Source organism: Sulfuritalea sp., assembly GCF_031426875.1.
Taxonomy (GTDB): domain Bacteria; phylum Pseudomonadota; class Gammaproteobacteria; order Burkholderiales; family Rhodocyclaceae; genus Sulfuritalea.
On sequence record NZ_JASJPC010000027.1, the window covers coordinates 1 to 20,261 of the forward strand.

General features: G+C 59.4%; 14 protein-coding genes and 2 pseudogenes. 15 read left to right on the plus strand and 1 reads right to left on the minus strand.

From position 1 onward, the window contains the following. Positions 1–3: 3 nt before the first annotated feature. On the minus strand, positions 4–315 hold the full coding sequence (locus RMO95_RS12465) for an FGGY family carbohydrate kinase (protein ID WP_310450958.1): 312 nt from the start codon (positions 313–315) through the stop codon (positions 4–6). 304 nt (positions 316–619) lie between these two features. Here RMO95_RS12465 and sucC point away from each other — a divergent pair, with 304 nt between their 5' ends. From sucC to RMO95_RS12540, 15 genes and pseudogenes are all read left to right on the plus strand, one after another. Then, complete coding sequence (gene sucC / locus RMO95_RS12470) at positions 620–1,780, plus strand: ADP-forming succinate--CoA ligase subunit beta (RefSeq protein ID WP_310450959.1); 1,161 nt, start codon at positions 620–622, stop codon at positions 1,778–1,780. A gap of 9 nt (positions 1,781–1,789) precedes the next feature. After that, entirely contained in the window at positions 1,790–2,683 is an 894-nt protein-coding gene (gene sucD, locus RMO95_RS12475; protein ID WP_310450960.1) for a succinate--CoA ligase subunit alpha, read from the plus strand. Between the two features lie 218 nt (positions 2,684–2,901). Continuing rightward, the gene (locus tag RMO95_RS12480) at positions 2,902–5,544 is read left to right on the plus strand and encodes a serine/threonine-protein kinase (RefSeq protein WP_310450961.1); all 2,643 of its coding nucleotides are present in this window, start codon (positions 2,902–2,904) and stop codon (positions 5,542–5,544) included. Positions 5,545–5,554: 10 nt separating this feature from the next. Then, positions 5,555–6,373, plus strand: coding sequence for a Stp1/IreP family PP2C-type Ser/Thr phosphatase (locus tag RMO95_RS12485; protein WP_310450962.1), 819 nt, complete (start codon positions 5,555–5,557; stop codon positions 6,371–6,373). A gap of 33 nt (positions 6,374–6,406) precedes the next feature. Beyond that, positions 6,407–7,156: an FHA domain-containing protein gene (locus RMO95_RS12490; protein WP_310450963.1), complete on the plus strand. Its 750-nt coding sequence runs from the start codon at positions 6,407–6,409 to the stop codon at positions 7,154–7,156. A gap of 30 nt (positions 7,157–7,186) precedes the next feature. After that, complete coding sequence (locus RMO95_RS12495; protein WP_310450964.1) at positions 7,187–9,412, plus strand: adenylate/guanylate cyclase domain-containing protein; 2,226 nt, start codon at positions 7,187–7,189, stop codon at positions 9,410–9,412. 5 nt (positions 9,413–9,417) lie between these two features. After that, a complete protein-coding gene (locus RMO95_RS12500; RefSeq protein WP_310450965.1) occupies positions 9,418–10,185 on the plus strand; it encodes a 3',5'-cyclic-nucleotide phosphodiesterase in 768 nt (255 codons plus the stop codon). Between the two features lie 2 nt (positions 10,186–10,187). After that, positions 10,188–11,255 (plus strand): cyclic nucleotide-binding domain-containing protein, encoded by a 1,068-nt coding sequence (locus RMO95_RS12505; RefSeq protein ID WP_310450966.1) that lies wholly within the window; start codon positions 10,188–10,190, stop codon positions 11,253–11,255. Then, positions 11,252–13,630: an ATPase, T2SS/T4P/T4SS family gene (locus RMO95_RS12510; RefSeq protein ID WP_310450967.1), complete on the plus strand. Its 2,379-nt coding sequence runs from the start codon at positions 11,252–11,254 to the stop codon at positions 13,628–13,630. The genes RMO95_RS12505 and RMO95_RS12510 overlap by 4 nt, the downstream gene beginning before the upstream one ends. A gap of 9 nt (positions 13,631–13,639) precedes the next feature. Continuing rightward, the gene (locus RMO95_RS12515) at positions 13,640–15,265 is read left to right on the plus strand and encodes an HD domain-containing phosphohydrolase (RefSeq protein ID WP_310450968.1); all 1,626 of its coding nucleotides are present in this window, start codon (positions 13,640–13,642) and stop codon (positions 15,263–15,265) included. 234 nt (positions 15,266–15,499) lie between these two features. After that, positions 15,500–18,262, plus strand: coding sequence for an FkbM family methyltransferase (locus RMO95_RS12520; protein ID WP_310450969.1), 2,763 nt, complete (start codon positions 15,500–15,502; stop codon positions 18,260–18,262). A gap of 88 nt (positions 18,263–18,350) precedes the next feature. Next, positions 18,351–18,444, plus strand: a pseudogene (locus RMO95_RS12525) (prepilin-type N-terminal cleavage/methylation domain-containing protein); the annotation flags it as partial. Between the two features lie 364 nt (positions 18,445–18,808). Next, positions 18,809–18,905 (plus strand): annotated as a pseudogene (locus RMO95_RS12530) (prepilin-type N-terminal cleavage/methylation domain-containing protein); the annotation flags it as partial. A 120-nt stretch (positions 18,906–19,025) separates the two neighbouring features. Then, positions 19,026–19,376 carry a hypothetical protein gene (locus tag RMO95_RS12535; RefSeq protein ID WP_310450970.1) on the plus strand — a complete coding sequence of 117 codons (351 nt, stop codon included), beginning with the start codon at positions 19,026–19,028 and terminating at the stop codon, positions 19,374–19,376. Positions 19,377–19,428: 52 nt separating this feature from the next. Then, positions 19,429–20,232, plus strand: a complete 804-nt coding sequence (locus RMO95_RS12540; RefSeq protein WP_409574960.1) for an ABC transporter permease subunit — start codon at positions 19,429–19,431, stop codon at positions 20,230–20,232. Positions 20,233–20,261 lie beyond the last annotated feature (29 nt).

Consider the following 20,261-nt stretch of genomic DNA (forward strand, 5'->3'; position numbering starts at 1 on the left):
GATTCAATGCCTATGATTATAGCATAACATTGGTGAAGTCCGACAGGCTGCTAGGGTGGTCTCGCGCTGGTTGGTGATGCCGATGGCGGCCACCTCGGCGGCGCCGATGCCGGCCTTGGCCAGCGCTTCCCGCGCGGTGATCAGCTGGCTGGTCCAGATTTCCTGCGGGTCGTGTTCGACCCAGCCGGGCTGGGGAAATATCTGGCGGAACTCTCTTTGCGCGACGGATACGATGCGGCCCCGGGTGTCGAACACGATGCTGCGCGAACTGGAAGTGCCCTGATCCAGGGCCAGCAGAAAGCGGGGGCGGTTCATCGGAATCTCCTGCAGGTGGCGGGGCGTGAGCCTTGGGCGCTCGAACGGAAAACCATTATGCAGGCTCCCGGCGCGGCCGTATGCAGGCGGGAGCGGCGCTTGTAAGCTTCCATTAAGTACGCTTATGTTAGTATTTCGCGCCGCAACAATCGCGCCACAGTCCTGTTTTTGCGGCGGCGCACGACCACTTCGGAATCAGACCGTCGGTATGGTACGCGCTGATTCCGCGGCAACAAGACCGGCACCCGAACCCAATTCAAATGCCGGCTCCCGATCAACGCACCATATATATCAAGGAAGACGCATGAAGATCCACGAATATCAGGGCAAGGAAATCCTGAAGAAATTCGGCGTGACGACCCCGCGCGGCATTCCCTGCTTTTCCGTCGACGAGGCGGTCAAGGCAGCGGAAACTCTCGGTGGCCGGGTTTGGGTGGTCAAGGCCCAAATCCATGCCGGTGGACGCGGCAAGGGCGGTGGTGTGAAAGTCGCCAAGAATCCGGACGAAGTCAGAATCTACGCCAAGGCCATTCTCGGCATGCAGCTCAAGACGCACCAGACCGGCCCCGAGGGCCAGAAAGTACGCCGCCTGCTGATCGAGGAAGGCGCCGACATCAAGAAGGAATACTACGTCGCCGCGCTGACCGACCGCGCCACGCAGAAGGTCGCCATGATGGCGTCTTCCGAGGGCGGCATGGACATCGAGGAAGTTGCGCACAAGACACCGGAGAAGATCATCAAGGTCTTCATCGACCCGGCGACCGGCTTGACCGATGCACAGGCTCTCGAACTGGGCAAGGGCATCGGCGTGCCGGAAGGCTCCATGGCACAGGCCGTGGATACCTTCAAGAAGCTCTACACCTGCTACATGGAAACCGATGCCAGCCTGGCCGAAATCAATCCTCTGATTCTCGAAGGCAACGGCGGCATCAAGGCGCTCGATGCCAAGTTCAATTTCGATGCCAACGCGCTTTACCGCCACCCCGAGATCGTCGCCTACCGCGATCTGGATGAGGAGGACGCCGACGAAATCGAGGCCTCGAAATTCGATCTGGCCTATATCTCACTCGACGGCAACATCGGTTGCCTGGTGAATGGCGCCGGTCTGGCCATGGCGACTATGGACACGATCAAGCTGTTCGGCGCCGAGCCGGCCAACTTCCTTGACGTTGGCGGTGGCGCCACCACCGAGAAAGTCACCGAAGCCTTCAAGATCATGCTGAAGAACCCAAAAGTCAAAGGCATCTTGGTGAATATTTTTGGTGGCATCATGAAGTGCGACACGATCGCCGCCGGCGTCGTCGCCGCGGCCAAGGAAACCCACCTCAGCGTGCCGCTGGTGGTGCGCATGAAGGGCACCAACGAAGATCTCGGCAAGCAGATCCTCAGGGAGTCCGGCCTACCGATCATTTCCGCCGACACCATGGCCGATGCCGCGAGCAAGATCGTCGCCGCCGTCAAATAAGGAAGCGCTATGTCCATCCTGATTAATAAAGATACCAAAGTCATCACCCAGGGCATCACCGGCAAGACCGGCCAGTTCCATACCGAGAAATGCATCGAGTACGCCAACGGCAAGAACTGCTTCGTCGCCGGCGTGAATCCGAAGAAGGCCGGCGAGAAGATCTTCGACGTGCCGATCTACGCCTCGGTCAAGGACGCCAGGGCCGCCACCGGCGCCACCGTTTCCGTGATCTACGTGCCGCCGGCGGGCGCCGCCGACGCGATCTGGGAAGCCTGCGAGGCCGACCTCGATCTGGCGATCTGCATCACCGAAGGCATCCCGGTGCGCGACATGCTGATCGTGCGCAACAAGATGAAGGCCAAGGAAGCCAAGGGTGGCAAGAAGACCCTGCTGCTAGGTCCCAACTGCCCCGGCCTGATCACGCCCGACGAGATCAAGATCGGCATCATGCCCGGCCACATCCACCGCAAGGGCCGCATCGGCGTGGTCTCGCGCTCCGGCACGCTGACCTATGAAGCCGTCGCCCAGCTCACCGAAATCGGCCTCGGCCAGTCGTCCGCTGTCGGCATCGGCGGCGATCCGATCAACGGCCTCAAGCACATCGACATCATGCGTGCCTTCAACGATGACCCTGACACCGATGCGGTGATCATGATCGGCGAGATCGGCGGTCCGGACGAAGCCGAAGCGGCGGTTTGGTGCAAGGCCAACATGAAGAAGCCGATCGTCGGCTTCATCGCAGGCGTCACCGCGCCGGCCGGCAAGCGCATGGGCCATGCCGGCGCGCTGATTTCCGGCGGCGCCGACACGGCCGACGCCAAGCTGGCGATCATGGAAGAGTGCGGCTTCACCGTGACGCGCAACCCGTCCGAAATGGCCAAGCTGCTCAAGGCACTGCTTTAAGCCTCATTCCGAAAGTTGGCGCTGGTGATACGGCGCAAGGACTTCGCGAAAGCCGCCCCGGCGCAAACCGGGACGGCTTTTTTGCGCATAGAATCGCGACATTGCTCGGCTACCCAACGCCGAACGTCATTAAATTGATTGACGGACTTGATGCAGGACTGTAAGAATTGCGCTTATTGTCCTGTTTTAATGAGGGCTCTCACACAGGGTAGCGACTGATGAAGAAGGCTAGCTTCTGGAAGAGTGACTGGTTCTTCGGCGTAGCGGTCAGCATTGTCGTGCTGATTCTGGGTAATGGAGACCTGCTGCAGAGCCTGGAACGCAAGGCCTATGACATGGGCGTGGCGGCTACCTCGCGTGTTCCTTCGGACAAGATCGCCGTGATCGCGATCGACAAGCCCAGCCTCGACAACATCGGCCGTTGGCCATGGTCGCGCGAGATCATGGCCGACATGGTGGACAAGCTGGCTGCCGCCAAGGCCAAGGTGATCGCCACCACGGTGTTCTACTCGGAGCCGCAGCGCGACCAGGGCCTGGCCTATATCAACAAGCTGATCGAGACCTGCGGCGTCACACTGCCCTCGGTCGTGGCAGTCGCCGCAACGCCGGCGCCCACAGCAGCGCCTGTGGCTGGCGAGCCCGCAGCCCCGGCTCCGGAACCGGTCATCGTGCCGTCCTCGTGCCCGCAGATCGAATCGATACTGATCGAGGCGGACAAGAAGCTGAATACCGACCGCCGGCTGGCGGATGCCTTCGCCAAGGCGGGCAATGTGGCGCTGCCGATGCTGTTCGTGCTGGGGGAGCCGCGCGGACGGCCGGACAAGGACCTGCCCGATTACGTCAAGAAAAATGCGGTCAAGCTGTCCGCTGCGGATGAGGCTCCGCCCTATCCGACGCTGGGCGTCGACGCCGGCGTGATCGAGCCGCTGGGCAAGGTGGTGACGGCCATCGGCCACCTCAATGTGACCGCGGATGTCGACGGCGCGATTCGTACCGAGCCGCTGGTGCTGACTTACTTCGATCAGGCCTACCCTTCGCTGTCCCTGTTGGTGGCCGCCAAGAGTCACAACCTGACGCCGGCGGACATTCGGGTCGTTGCCGGCAGTTCGGTCAAACTGGGCAAGCTCAATATCGGCACGGACATCGATACGCGGATGCTGACTTTCTACTACAAGGATAGGGAGGACGGCAATCCGGCGTTTCAGATCGATTCCTTTTTCGACGTCAAGAGCGGCAAGATTCCCTATGAAAAATATCGCGACAAGATCGTTCTGATCGGGCCGACCTCGTCGTCGGTCGGCAGCGTCTTCGTGACTCCGATCAGCCCATCGATGCCGGCCGTGCTGATGCAGGCGCATGCGGTTTCCAGCCTGCTTTCCGAACATTTCTTCGTCGCCCCGACCTGGGGCTTCTGGGTCGAAAAACTGGTGTTCCTGCTGATCGCGGCCTATCTCATTGCCTTGCTGCCGCGGATCAAGGCCGGCTTGGCGGCGGGGATCACCGTGGCTCTCCTGGTGACCTTGATCGTCATCCACTTCGTGCTGATGTCGACGCAGTTGATGTGGTTGAAGTTGATGATTCCGGCAGCCCTGTTGCTGGTCGGCCATTTACTGCTGACCGTCAAGCGTTTTGTCGTTACCGAACGCGGCAAGGAAAAGTCGGATGCGGATTCGGCGGAATCGAACCGCATGCTGGGCCTGGCTTTCCAGGGCCAGGGCCAGCTCGACATGGCCTTCGACAAGTTCCGCAAGTGCCCGATGGACGAGCAGTTGATGGAAAACATGTACAACCTCGCGCTGGATTTCGAGCGCAAGCGCCAGTTCAACAAGGCCGAGGCGGTATTCCGCTACATCTTCGATTTCAATCCGAAGTTCCGCGATATCGAGTCCCGTGTGAATCGCGCCAAGCAGCTGTCGGAAACCGTGATTCTCGGTGGCGGCAGTGGCGGGCGCAGCAATGCCAGCCTGATCGATACCGCGGGCAATGTGGAAAAGCCGATGCTGGGCCGTTACGAAATCGAGAAGGAACTCGGCAAGGGGGCGATGGGCGTGGTTTATCTCGGTCGCGATCCGAAGATCAATCGCGTGGTGGCGATCAAAACCATGGCTCTGTCGCAGGAATTCGAGGCCGACGAGCTGGTCGAGGTCAAGGAACGGTTCTTCCGCGAGGCCGAGACCGCCGGACGTCTCAACCATGCCAACATCGTCACCATGTTCGATGCCGGCGAGGAACACGATCTGGCTTACATCGCGATGGAATTTCTCAAGGGCAAGGATCTGGTGGCTTACGCCAAGCCGGGCAATCTACTGCCGCTGCCGCGCGTCATGAGCATCGTCGCGCGGGTTGCCGATGCGCTGTCCTACGCACACGAATTCAATGTCGTGCATCGCGACATCAAGCCGGCGAACATCATGTACGAGCCGGAGTCCGACCAGGTCAAGGTGACCGATTTCGGCATTGCGCGCATTACCGATTCGTCGAAGACCAAGACCGGCATGGTGCTCGGCACGCCGAGCTTCATGTCGCCCGAGCAACTTGCGGGCAAGAAGATCGACGGCCGTTCCGACCTGTTCTCTCTGGGGGTAATGTTGTACCAGATGTCTTGCGGCAAGCTGCCCTTCGAAGGCGATTCGATGGCGCAACTGATGTTCCGTATTGCGAACGAGCCGCACCCGGATATTCGCGCCGTCAATCCCGCGCTGCCGGACTGCCTGACTGCGATCATCGACAAGGCGCTGACCAAGGACGCCGATGCGCGCTATCAGACGGGTGCCGAATTCGCACGAGACATCCGCACCTGCATGACAATGACCGGCGGCGCTGCCGTCGCCGATGATTCGGGCGTTGATATCAGCATCTGAGGGCCGATCCATGGATATGAGTACGGTTCTGGAAATTGTCACCAGCAGCAATCCGGGCATGGTGCGTTCCAACAATGAAGACGCGGTCATGGCCAACATGGAGTGCGGGTTTGCCGTGCTTGCGGACGGGATGGGTGGGTACAACGCCGGAGAAGTCGCCAGTGGCATGGCGACGACCATGCTTGGTGCGGAACTTCCGAAAGCCTTCCTCGAACGCGAACCAAGCAGCGTGGTGGGTGGCAGATCGTGGGCCGAAGTCACCCTGGAAACGCTGATGGGCCTGGTGAATAGCGCGATCTATCAGTCCTCCCAAACACAGCCGCAATATGCCGGCATGGGAACGACGCTGGTGGTCGCGGTGTTTCACGACAACCGGGTGACGGTCGGCCACATCGGCGACTCACGCATGTACCGTTTGCGCGGCGAGGATTTTCAGCAGATCACGCGCGATCACTCGCTACTGCAGGAGCAACTCGACGCCGGCCTGATCACTCCGGAGCAGGCTCGCCATTCGCAGAACAAGAATCTGGTTACCCGTGCCGTGGGCATCGATCCCGAAGTGGCGGCCGAGATCCACGATCACGCGGTGATTCCCGGCGACGTTTATCTGCTGTGTTCGGACGGCCTCAACGACATGGTTGAAGATGACGAAATTGCCATGACTCTCGGCGCCCTTTCGGCGAATCTGGAGTTATGCGCGATGCAGTTGATCCAGATGGCCAACGATAACGGCGGCCGCGATAATGTTTCGGTAATCCTGGTCAAGGTGAAGGGAGAATATCCGGCCGCACGCGGATGGTGGTCCCGTTTCCTGGCCTGGTTCAAGTGATGCAGCGCTCAGTGACCTCGAAGGACGAAAACAATGGCTAAGCTCATACTCAGCATGGAAACCACAATGCTCAAGGAAATTCCCTTGACCAAGGAGCGCACCACGATCGGTCGCAAGCCGCACAATGACATCCAGATCGACAATCTGGCAATTTCAGGCGAACACGCGGTAGTAATCACCATACTCAATGATTCCTTTCTTGAGGATCTGGGCAGCACCAACGGCACCTTCGTCAACGGTCAATCGGTCAAGAAGCACTTCCTGCAAAACGGCGACACCATCGAACTGGGCAAGTACCGGCTGAAGTATGTCAGTGAGATTCCCCAGCAGACGGCGGCCGCGGATTTCGAAAAGACCATGATTCTGCGTCCCGGCGCCGCACAGAAAGCCGCCGCGGAGCAGCCTGGCGTCGCGCCAGCGGCTCCGGTTGTTACTCCTACCCCTGCCGAACACACTTCGACTTCGCCCGGCATGCCAGCGCAACCTGCGGCAGCGCAGCCGGCAGCAGCCCCGGCGGTGCCGCTGGGGGTGATCCAGCTCCTGTCGGGAGGCAATGCCGGCAAGGAAATGGAACTGGTCAAGACACTCACCACACTGGGCAAGCCGGGTGTCCAGGTAGCCGTCATTGCGCGTCGGCCGCATGGCTATTTCATTACCCATGTCGAAGGCACCAGCTTCCCGGTGGTCAACGGCACGGCGCTCGGCACCCAGGCACATCAACTTGCGGACCATGACGTGATCGAACTGGCGGGCATAAAAATGGAATTCTTCCTGAAGAACTGAAGCAAAAGACCGACAAGCCATGGAGATATCTTGAAACAGTATCTGCCCCGTTACGCGCTCGGACTTTTGATACTTCTGGTCCTGCTCGGCCATTCGGCGCGGGTTTACCAGATTCCGTTCATCAATCACATGGATTCGCTGATTTACGACGTGAAGGTGCGCCTGACCATGCCGCAAGGCGTGGATCAACGCGTGGTGATACTCGATATCGACGAGAAATCGCTGGCCGAACAGGGACGCTGGCCATGGGGCCGCGACAAGCTGGCGACCTTGATGAACAAGCTGTTCGACCAGTACGGGATTCGGCTGGTGGGCTTCGACGTGGTCTTTGCCGAGCCCGACGAAAGCTCCGGCCTCAAGTCGCTCGAGTCCCTGGCGAAAAAGGAACTCAGGGATGTGGCGGGCTTTCAATCTTCGCTGCGCGAGTTGCGCCCGCAGCTTGACCACGATGCGCGCTTCGCGGCTTCGCTGAAAAATCGACCTGTCGTCCTTGGTTACTACTTTTCCAGCAAGGAAGGCGGCGTCAGTTCCGGTGCCGCTCCGGCACCGGTGTTCCCCGCCGGTACATTCAGTGGCCGCCGCATAGGTTTTACCCAGTGGATAAGTTTCGGGGGCAACCTGCCGGAGTTTCAGAAGGCCGCGGCCGGCGCCGGGCATTTCAATCCGCTGGTGGATATCGACGGGACGTCGCGCCGGGTTCCCCTGCTGGTGGAATACGACGGAAAGTACTACGAGTCTCTCTCGCTGGCAATGGTGCGCAACCTGCTGGGTAATCCGTCTATTACTCCGGGCTACCCCGAAAACGCACCCGGCTCTTATGCGGCCATGGAGTGGCTGGAACTCAAAGGCGCCAATGGCGGCGCAATGAGCATTCCAGTGGACGAAAATGCGGCGACCTTGATTCCCTATCGCGGCTACCAGGGAAGCTTCCCCTATATCTCGATTACCGATGTACTCAACGACAAGGTTCCCAAAGAACAGTTGGCCGGGCGGATTGCGGTGGTCGGCACCACCGCCCCGGGACTCATGGACTTGCGCGCCACGCCGGTTGGGGCGGCCTATCCGGGGGTCGAGATACACGCCAATCTGATCGCGGGCATGCTCGATGGGGCGATCAAGCACAAGCCCCCCTACATTCTCGGCGCAGACGTGCTTCTGGTGCTGATCGCGGGCGCGGTGATGGTTTTCCTGCTGCCCATGCTGTCGCCATTGCGTGCCACGGTGGTCGGCGTCATTGTGCTGCTGCTGCTGCTCAGCGTGAATTTCAGCTTCTGGCACGTCTCCCACGTGGTGCTGCCGCTGGCCAACGGCATGATCGCGATTGTGCTGCTTTACGCGATGAACATGTCCTGGGGCTATTTTGTCGAGTCCCGAACCAAGCGCCAGTTGACCGGTTTGTTCGGGCAGTATGTGCCGCCGGAACTGGTCGAGGAGATGAGCCGCGATCCGGAGAACTACAGCATGGCCGGGCGCAAGGCCGAACTCACCGTGCTGTTTTCCGATATACGCGGATTCACGACCATATCCGAAGGCCTGGAACCGAACGAACTCGCAACCTTGATGAATCAGTATCTGGGCGCCATGACCCTGGTGGTGCGCAAGCACCGCGGCACGCTCGACAAGTATATCGGTGACGCCATCATGGCCTTCTGGGGGGCGCCGGTGGATGATCCCGAACACGCGAGAAATGCCGTGCTTACCGGCCTGGAAATGCATGTCGCGCTACACGAACTGAACAAGGATCTGGTGGCGCGCGGCTGGCCTGAACTCAAGATCGGCGTCGGCGTAAACACCGGGCCGATGACCGTCGGCGATATGGGTTCGCCGGTGCGCCAGTCCTATACGGTGATGGGCGATGCCGTCAATCTCGGGTCGCGTTTGGAGGGCATCACCAAACAGTACGGAGTTGGCTTCATTGTCGGCGAAAGCACGCGCGAACTGCTGAAGAAGGAATTCGTTTTCCGCGAACTGGACCGGGTGCGGGTCAAGGGCAAGGAAGATCCGGTGGGTATCTACGAGCCGGTCGGCGAGGAAGGCAAGGTCGCGCGCGAGGATCTTGAGGAAATCAAGCTGTGGAACCAAGCCTTGCGCGCCTATCGGACCCAGGACTGGGATCAGGCGGAACTGACGCTGATGAATCTGCAGCGCATCAAGCCTCGTTACCTTTATGATCTGTACGTCAAGCGCGTTGAACACCTGCGCAAGGAGCCGCCCGGAGAGAACTGGGATGGCGTCACCATTTTCGAAACCAAGTAGGGCTCATGAAGGTACGAATCCTCGGATGTAGTGGTGGAATCGGCGGGCGCCATCTGCGCACGACCTCGCTTCTGGTCGATAACGATATCCTGATCGATGCCGGAACGGGGGTAGGCGATCTGGCGATCGCCGAACTCGCCCAGATCGATCATGTGTTCATTACCCACTCGCATCTGGATCATCTTGCCTGCCTGCCGTTCATGGTCGATACGGTGGGCGACATGCGCAATCGCCCGGTGACGGTGCATGCGACCGAGGCGACTCTGGAAATCATCCGCGCACATGTGTTCAACTGGGCGATCTGGCCTGACTTCAGCGTGATTCCGACGCCGGAGAAGCCGTTTCTGCGCTTCGCCACGATACGCGTCGGGGAGGCGGTGGACCTCGATGGCCGCAAGATAATGCCCCTGCCGGCGAATCACACGGTGCCGGCCGTCGGCTATCACCTTGATTCCGGGCACGGCAGTCTGGTATTTACCGGCGATACCGGGCCTTGCCCCGATCTGTGGCAGCAGGTCAACCTGATTCGCAATCTGCGCTACCTGATCATCGAGTGCGCCTTTTCGGACAGCGAGAAGCGTCTGGCCGTCGCATCCTTGCATTTGTGTCCGAGCATGCTGCTGGAAGAACTGACCCATCTGCAGCGCGACGCCGAGGTTTTCATCACCCATCTGAAGCCGGGACAAATCGAGCTGACCATGCAGGAGATCGAAGACTGCATTGGTGAATTCCGCCCCGGCATGCTGCAGAACAACCAGATTTTCGAAATCTGAACATGACCGATACGGTGAATATTGAGCTGCTGGCCCGCTTGCAACCGTTGATGTCGCTTGGCAGTGACGGTTTGCGCGAGTTGTTGCCGCGTTGCCGCACGTTCATGGCAGCGCGCGGCAGCGATCCATTTCGCGCCACCGACCTGGATCGGCAGGTTGTCTATCTGGTGCGGGGGCAACTGCTGGTGACGCTGCCGGATGGCACGTCGCGGGTTCTGGTCGGCGGCCTCGATCTGGCGGCTGCGCCCTTGGCGCGCGGCGGCAGGGTGCCGGCTATGAGCAAGGCCATAACCGACGTCCTGTTGCTGGCCCTCGAGGAAGATACCCTGGATATCGTCCTGACCTGGACCCAGTTGGCTGTGCCGACGGCGAATGCCCAGGGTGGAAGCGATAGCACCGACTGGCGCATGATGTCCGGCATGTTCGCGGTGGACAATCTTACGATCGGTGCGTTTGCGTCACTGCCTCCCGCCCACATTCAGGCCCTGTTGGCCAAGTTCGTGCGCGTTCCGGCCAAGCGCGGCGAGACGATAATCAAACAGGGCGATCCCGGCGACTACTACTATCTGATCGAAAGCGGACGCTGCAAGGTTTCTCGGCTGGTCGCCGGTTCCCGCATGCAACTGGCAGAGCTCAAGGAAGGCAATGCCTTCGGCGAGGAGGCCCTGGTGGCCGATACCGTGCGCAATGCGACGGTAATAATGGAAACGGATGGGATGTTGCTGCGTCTGGCCAAGCAGGACTTCAATGAATTGCTGCGCGCGCCGCTGCTGCAGAAGGTTGCCGGCGACGAGGCCACAAGGCGGGTTGCCGCAGGCGCGACCTGGATCGACGTGCGCTTTCCTGCCGAATACAGGAGCGACGGTTATCCCGGTGCGATCAACATACCCCTGGACGACATTCGTCAGGCGTCGGCGGCGCTCGATATGGCGAAGGAATATATTGTGTATTGCCAGACCGGACGTCGCAGTTCCGCCGCTGCGTTTTTGCTTTCCCAGCGTGGCTTTAATGCTGTGCTCCTCGATGGCGGCATGAGGGCCTACGCTGGTGCCATGGAGTCAGTCCGATGAGTGCCGTTCCTGCCGCATCTCCTGAGGCCGCCGGGTCCGATGTGGACTCCCGCCTTGCATTTTTCAAGAATCTCCAGGTCGTTACCAACAGGATTCATGCGACATCCAACATCGATGAAATCATGCTGGAGCTGTCCGGCGAAATCTGCAGTCTGTTCAATGCCGATCGGCTCACGATCTATACCGTAGGCGACGACAAGGCGTCCATCGTTTCCAAGGTGAAGACCGGCCTGAATTCCTTCAAGGATCTGCGCCTGCCGATCGCCGACCAGAGTATCGCCGGTCATGTCGCACTGGCCAAGAAGACCGTGAATATCCGCGACGTCTATGACGATACGGAGCTCAAGGCGATCAATCCCTCGCTGCGTTTCCTGCAGGAAGTCGATAAGCGCACCGGCTATCGCACCAAGCAGATGCTGGTGGCGCCGGTAGTGGATGCGCAGAGCGGCGAACTGCTGGGCGTGGTCCAGATCATCAACAACAAGGCGGGCACGCCATTCGCCGCAGTCGCCCAGGAAGGCGTCAAGGGGCTGTGCGAGACCCTGGCGATTGCCTTCAATCAGCGCAGCAAGCCGGCCCAGGCGGTCAAGACCAAATATGACTTCCTGGTCTCCGACGCCGTCATTTCGGCGCAGGAACTGGAGCTTGCGCAGCGCACCGCGCGGCGCAAGAATCTCGACATCGAGGAAGTGCTGGTCAACGAGTTCCAGGTCAAGCACCAGGCGCTGGGTGTTGCCCTGGGCAAGTTCTTCAATGTGCCCTACGAGCCGTTCCGGGCCGACCGCATCAAGCCCGTCGACCTGCTAAAGAACCTGAAACGGGACTTTCTGGAGCAGGCCAAATGGGCCCCGGTGGAAGAGGGGCCGGAAGGCGTCATGGTGGTCTGCATGGACCCCGAGCAGGTCAAGGGCTCGCGTATCGTCAACAACGTGTTCCCGCGGGCCAAGGTCGTCTATCGGGTCACCACCAACCACGAATTCGGGCAGACCTTGGATCAATTGTTCGGTGCCTCCGGTGTCCCCGGTTTTACCGACGACAGCTCGGTGGGCGACTTGCTGTCGACCCTCGATCAGGATGAGGGTGAAGGTGACGGTGGATCCGCCGACGATATCTCCGCGGCGGCCGACAATGAACTGGTCAAGCTGGTCAACAAGGTCATCATCGATGCCTATCAGCAGGGCGCTTCGGATATTCACATCGAGCCGGGCCTGGGCAAGGACAAGGTGCTGATCCGCTTCCGCCGCGATGGTTCGCTGGCGAAGTACATCGAAGTACCGGCCAGCTATCGCAATGCGATGGTGGCGCGCCTCAAAATCATGTGCGACCTCGATATCGCAGAGCGTCGCAAGCCGCAGGACGGCAAGATCAAGTTCAAGAAGTACGGGCCGCTGGATATCGAACTGCGGGTGGCGACGATTCCTACTTCGGGCGGTGTCGAAGACGTCGTCATGCGTATCCTCGCCGGCGGCGAGCCGATTCCGCTGGACAAGCTGGGCGTGCTGCCGACCAACCTGACCAAGCTCAAGGCAACCATCTCCAAACCTTACGGATTGTTCTTCGTCTGCGGTCCGACCGGTTCCGGCAAGACCACCACGCTGCACTCGGTGCTGGGTTATCTGAACACCGTCGATACCAAGATATGGACCGCCGAAGATCCGGTGGAAATTACCCAGAAAGGCCTGCGCCAGGTTCAGGTCAACAAGAAGGTGATGGACTTTCCGATGGTGATGAAGGCCTTCTTGCGCGCCGATCCGGACATCATCATGGTGGGCGAAATGCGCGATGCCGAAACCACCGGCATCGGCATCGAGGCCTCGCTGACCGGCCACTTGGTGTTCGCCACCCTGCACACCAACAGCGCACCGGAATCCATCATTCGCCTGCTCGACATGGGCATGGACCCCTTCAACTTCTCCGATGCCCTGCTGGGCATTCTGGCCCAGCGTCTGGCCAAGCGTCTGTGCAAATGCAAGGAGAGCTACACGCCCGACGCCGAGGAAGTCCGGCTGTTCATGAAGGAGTATTGCAGCGAACTGGAAAACACCGAGATTTTCCAGAAAGACATGAAGGCAGCCTACGCCGCGACGGAAGAGCGCCTGATCAAGGACTACGGCAAGGATGGCCATCTCGTCTTCACCCGGGCCAAGGGTTGTGACACCTGCGGCGGCAGCGGTTACAAGGGCCGTGTCGGTTTGCATGAGTTGATGATCGGCACCGAGCCGCTGAAGAAGCTGATACAGGAACACGCCCGCGTAGTGCAGTTGTTCGCCCAGGCGCTGGCGGACGGCATGCTGACCCTGAAGATGGACGGTCTGGAAAAGGCGCTGCAGGGCGTGACCGATCTCAAGCAGGTGCGGGCCGTCTGCATCAAGTAAGGAACGGGCATGGATAGTTCCGCCGATCTGTTTCGTCGTCTCGAACAGCTGAATGCAATCGGTGCCGCGCTCTCCAAGGAGCGCGACATCAATCGGCTGCTTGAGTCGATCCTGATTGCCGCCAAGACAATCACCCATGCCGATGGTGGCACGCTTTATCGCGTAACCGAAGACGGTCGCGCGCTGCGCTTCGAAATTCTGCGTACCGACTCGCTGCACATCGCGATGGGCGGCACCACCGGCAATGCCATCAACTTCCCGAATTTGCCGCTGATCAACGACAGGGGTGAGTCGAATGATTCGATGGTGGCTGCCTATGCCGCCATCCACGACAAGACCGTCAACATCGTCGATGCGTATACCGAGGCGGGTTTCGATTTTTCCGGCACACGTAGCTTCGACGCGCGCACCGGCTATCGATCACAGTCTTTCCTCACGGTGCCGATGAAGAATCATGAGGGCGAGATCATCGGCGTGCTGCAACTGATCAACGCGCTCGATCCGCATACACACGAGGTTACGACTTTTTCATCCGCCGACCAGAGCCTGGCCGAGTCGCTCGCCTCCCAGGCCGCCATCGCCCTGACCAACCGCCTGCTGATCACCCAGCTCGAAGAACTGTTCGAGGCCTTCATCAGACTGATCAACCTCGCGATCGACGAGAAGTCGCCTTATACCGGCGGCCATTGCCAGCGCGTGCCGGCCCTGACCATGATGCTGGCCGAGGCGGCCGACGCAACGCAGGAAGGCCCCCTGGCTTCATTCAAGATGGACGAGCGCGATCGCTACGAGCTCAAGATCGCCGGCCTGCTGCACGATTGCGGCAAGGTGACGACGCCGGTTCACGTGGTGGACAAGGCAACCAAGCTGCAAACCCTCTTCGATCGCATCCAACTGATCGACACCCGCTTCGAAGTGCTCAAGCGCGATGCGGAACTGGATGCGCTGCGCAAGCAGCTGGCCCTTCGCGAAAACGTGAATCCCGCGGCGGAAGACCGTATCTGGCACGCCTATCAGGACGAAGTCCGCGCCCTTGACGCGGACCGGGAGTTCCTGCGCAAGGCCAATGTCGGTGGCGAGGCCATGAAGGACGAGGACCTGCAGCGCGTGCGCGACATCGGCAGCGGCCATAAGTGGCGTAATGTCGATGCCGTCGAAACCGAGTTCCTCACCGCCGACGAAGTCGTCAACCTGACCATCCGTGCCGGCACGCTGACGCTGAAGGAGCGCGACGTCATCAACCACCACATCGTCGCCACCATCAAAATGCTTGAACAACTGCCGTGGCCGAAACACCTGACCCGCGTACCCGAGTACGCTGGCGGCCATCACGAACGCATGGACGGCAAAGGCTACCCCAAGGGACTGACCCGCGAGCAGATGTCGGTCCAGGCCAGAATGATGGGCATCGCCGATATCTTCGAGGCTCTGACCGCCCGCGACCGGCCTTACAAGCACGGTATGAAGCTGTCGCAGGCGATGGGCATCATGGCCAACTTCAAGAAGGGCGGCCATATCGACCCCGATCTGTTCGATGTTTTTGTCAAGCAGGGAGTTTATCGGCGATATGCCGAGCAGTTTCTCGATGCGGGACAGATTGATGCGGTGGATGAGGCGGTGCTGGTGGCAAGCTGACTGCGCAGTGCTCTGCTCCAACAGGGTGGTAATTGGTCTTTGACGGATTCCGGAGCTTTCCAAAAGTGTTGCACGGCCGTTTGCGATCCAGTCGTTTCCCGCTGTGCCGATATCGACCAAGATGTGGAAAGCTCCAGCAGATCCAAATCGTACGCAATCTACTCGCCATGCTTGCAATAAAAACTGCAGTTTGACGTTGAACTCACTACGGCTTATATGACAGCACGAAGAGTCTTGAACGTCGGTGGAAACTCGCGGGAGATTCCCCTGCCGCCAGAATACGCCGGCTGGGACAACGTCCTGCTGGATATTGACCCAGGATGCAATCCGGACGTGCTTTGCGATGCGCGGGAACTTGACCGCCTGCCGGCGGCCTCCTTCGATTCAGTCTATTGTTCGCATAATCTGGAACACTACTACCAGCATGATGTCGCCCGGGTGTTGGCCGGATTTCAGCATGTACTCAAGGATGACGGCTTCGTGTTTGTTCGGATTCCGGATATTGTAGTGCTCATGCGCGTGGTGGTGGAACAGGGTCTGGATATCACTGACACCCTGTATCAGTCCAACGCTGGCCCGATCACGGTTCGCGATGTCATCTATGGCTATGGTCGAGAAATTGAACGCAGTGGCAACGACTTTTTCGCGCACAAGACCGGGTTCACCGAAAAGTCCCTGCTGGACGTCCTGCATGCGGCCGGTTTTTCTCATGTTTTTACCCGATATGGATTTTTAGAGATCACGGCTTTTGCATTCAAAAATGCACCCACTGCGCACGCCGCCGAGCTTCTGAAGTTGCCTGGTCAATCCGAGTACAGCCTCCGGTCTGGAGATGAAGTAGCAGCGTATGGCGGCCAGGATGTTTCGATGCCAGACGTTCAGACAGGGCAGCCCGAGGCTCTCGAAGCGCGCGTTGAGCTAGGCACTCCCCGGCGGCTGCATATCGGCGGGACGGCAAGAGCCGAAGGCTGGGAAATATTGAATGTGACCCCTGCTTCCTGCGTCGATCACGTCGGTAATGCGAACGACTTGTCGCGCTTTAGCAATGGGACATTTTCGGAGATATACGCATCCCACGTTGTCGAACATTTCGACTACGAGTACGAATTGATGGAAACGCTCAAGGAATGGCATCGCGTCCTTGAGCCTGGCGGACGAGTGATGATCAGCGTTCCTGACCTCGATGTTCTGGCGGGTTTGCTCCTGGCAAAGAGCGAACTGACGGTTGAGCAGCGCTTTTTCGTCATGCGGATGATTTTCGGCGGGCATGTCGACGAGCATGATTATCACGTCGTCGGCTTGAATCAGGAGTTTCTTGCGCAGTTTCTCGGCGATTCGGGATACGTTGCGATACGGCGCGTCGAGAGTTTCGGTTTGTTCGATGACATGAGTGCAATGGACGTGAACGGCGTCGCTGTCAGCCTGAACATGATTGCCGAAAAGCCCCGTGGTGAGGGCTCAAACGCGAGTGCCTTGAAGGCGGAATCCAAATCGAACCAATCCTGCGACAGCCAGAATGCAAGGCAGGAAGGTAAGGCTCGCAACAATACCGATACCGCGATAGTCGTAAATATGGCGGATGGAATTTCGATCTCGGTTCCGGATACCCTGCGATCCATCACGACCTATGTGTTGCTGGAACAGGAAAAGTGGTTCGAAAAGGAGGTCGATTTTGTTGCGCGCTGGTTGCGACCCGGGATGAACGTGATTGATATTGGGGCCAATGTCGGTGTTTACAGCCTTCCGATTGCCCGCGCCGTTGGCAATGGCGGTCGCGTGTTTGCGTTCGAGCCTGGCTCCGACGCCAGGGGGCATCTCGAGGCTAGTCGCCACCGGAACAAACTGGATAATCTGCAGATTCTGGTCTGTGCGCTTGCCGATGCAGAAAAGGAGGGTTGGCTGCAGGATGGATCTTCAAGTGAGCTGAATTCACTGGGCGCTGGCCGCCCGCTTGAAGGGAATGGCGAACGTGTTCGCGTGTCGACGCTCGACATTCAGGAGAGGGAATGCCAATGGCCGTCGATCGATTTCATCAAGATCGATGCCGAAGGTCAGGAGGAGCGAATTGTCGCTGGCGGGCGAGGCTTTTTCTCCAGCCACTCGCCGCTAGTGATGTATGAAGTCAAGCACGGGAGCGGTCAATCCAATGCCACACGCTGGATTCTCGAGGTACTTGGCTATCGCACCTACCGGTTGCTGGGTGATGCGAGCTGTCTTGTACCGATGGCAAGTGACGAGCAGATCGATTCCTACGAACTGAATCTTTTCGCCGCCAAGGCGGATCGGGCGGCGATACTGATGGAATCCGGCTTCCTGGCCGAGGCTCCCGTGGCGTTCGCATTGAGCAACGAGGAGCGTGCGGCGGCACTTCAGGCAGCATTGTCGCAGCCATACGCCCGCGCGTTTGAATTCTCGATCGACGACATCTGCGATTGCCCGTTTGGCGAGGCATTCGTCGCCTATGCGGCATACCGGAGCGCAGGCTTGGACTGCGCTCGCCGCTATGCGGCATTGAACACTGCATTTCAACTGCTGAGCGGTTATTGCCGGAAAACCGAGACACCCGCAGGCCTCGCGACATTGGCTCGAGTGGCAACGGATATGGGCCAGCGCGACATCGCCGTGGGCATTCTCAAAAAGCTGGTCAGCGCAACCGGGGTGGAGATCGATCAGCCTTTCTATCCGCCGTGCGAACGCTATGAGCGGCTGTCGCCCGAGGGCAGGGAATCGGAGTGGTTCGTCGCGGCTGCGAGCGAGCAATTCGAGTTGAGCCGAAGTCATTCGTCGCGTTTTCAGAGCGGCGCGCTGGAGCGTCTTGAATGGTTATGCAACAGTCCGTTTTCATCCCCCGCGATCAATCGTCGACTAATCCTGGAATGCGCCAGGCAGGGACGGGAATTGCCCGAGTTGATCCATTACCTGAACCCGGAACACGAGCACCAGAATCCGGGGTATTGGACAGCAGCCGGATTGCCGCAGATACTTCGGCTGTGCTGAGGCGCGGCAGGGCATTGGCATCGGCCGATGGATTGAAAATTGCTTGATGAGTAAACAGCTTGTTTGATGCACTGAACGGGATTCTTATATGAGCTTGCCGAGGGGGAACGGCGGATTCACGCTGATCGAACTGATGATCGTTGTGGCGATCATCGGAATCCTTGCGGCCATTGCACTGCCACGGTTCAGCGACTACACGAAGAAAAGCGAGGACAAGGCGGCGCAATCGGATGCCAGAAACCTCCTCACGCGGGCAATCGCCGAATCAGATCTTTAGCCGTGGCATAAGCCCGATGGCGATCGGGATCCGATGTGGAAATAGTCCTCGCAAGCTTCCCGAAATTGTTCATTAATCCGTTGGCACTGCCGAGTTGCGTCAGCCATGTGCCGTTTTTTGTCACTTTGCCGCTGCCAAGCGGGAATCGGATGGGCAAGACTTCCTCCCCTGCTGCTTGTATCGCGTGCTGGTTGGTCTCCGTGGGGTGGCTTGGGTCTTGCTTTAAGCTTTCGCAGCGACACGTGTCGTTGCTTAATCAGGAGAACTGAATGAAAACCTTGCAGAAGGGCTTTACGCTCATCGAGTTGATGATTGTTGTCGCCATCATCGGAATTCTGGCGGCTATCGCGATTCCGCAGTTCAGCGAGTACACCAAGAAGGGTGAGGACAAGGCCGCTCAGTCGGATGCCAAGAATCTGCTGACCGCCGCTGTTGCCAACTCGATTCAGTAAGACTCGGACTCGGATAACCCAGGAGATTATTATTATGAAAAAAGCTTTGATTCTGGCTGCGATAGCAGCTTCCGCAATTAGCTCGCAGGCCAATGCCACCGCCGCATGTACCGGTGGCGCCGGCGGCAATTACAGCGTCACCACGACTGCCAACATGTTTGTCAAGACGGCGTTTACCGTCAAGTGCTCGGCCAACGTGGTCAGCAACTACTCGGAGAACGGCACGGCACTGGGTGTGGTCGCCGGTTCGTCGAAGGGCAAGAACTATTTTGGCGGCGGTACGGCTGGCGGCGGCATCGCTGCTGTCGGAACCTGCGCAACCACCGGTTGCTCGACTACGGAAATTACGGATGCCGCATCGGTTGCCAAGCGCGACGCAAGCTGATCTGTACTAGTCCAGCTTAAGAGGGGCGCGCTACGGCGCGCTTCTTTCATTCATGCTGTCATTCTGCCTGTCCGCCCTTCGATCCGGCTTTCGCAGCCGGGCGGTGCTGCTCATCCTGGTCCTTGGGGCGCTGCTGGTCGGCGTTGCCTTCCTGGCAGCGTCGTTTTCCCCGCGCCAGCCGAAAACCGTCACGCTCGATGTCGGCTTTTCCGGCATGCGCTTCAGCCTCGTGCTGTTCGCCGTGTTCTGGGTGCAGGAACTGGTGGGGCGTGAGGTGGAGCGCCGCACGGTGTTGTATGCCCTTTCCTATCCGGTTTCGCGCGATGCCTACGTCGTCGGCAGATTTGCCGGTGTCGTCAGCCTGTTGGCGGTCGCCGCCGCCTTGCTCGGGACGCTGCTCTGGGTTTCGGCCTTGCTGTCGGGCGGCGAGTATGAGCAGGCGCGCTCGGTCGATCTGGGCTGGGCCTACTGGGCGACGATAGGCGGTTTCTGGCTCGATGCGGTGGTGGTCGCCGCGTTCGCTGTCTTGATTTCGACGCTGTCCACCGTGCAGATGCTGCCGGTGGCACTCGGCGCGATGTTTGCGGTGGCCGGCAAGAGCCTGGGTGCGGTACTCGACTACCTGGAGCGCGGAGCCGATGGCGATGCGCTGATCATGGCGCGCTTTGGGCCATTGATGGATTTCATTCGCTGGGTGATTCCCGATCTTTCGCGCCTGGACTGGCGAGTCTGGCCGATGTACGGCCTGCCCCTGGGGGAAGGCGCGATCGCGAACGGCCTACTGCTGGCAACGGGTTATGTGATCGTTCTGATGTCGCTGGCAGTCATGATTTTTCGTCGGCGCGAATTTTTTTGAGACATCAGGTGCGGCGCCTTCACGTCCTG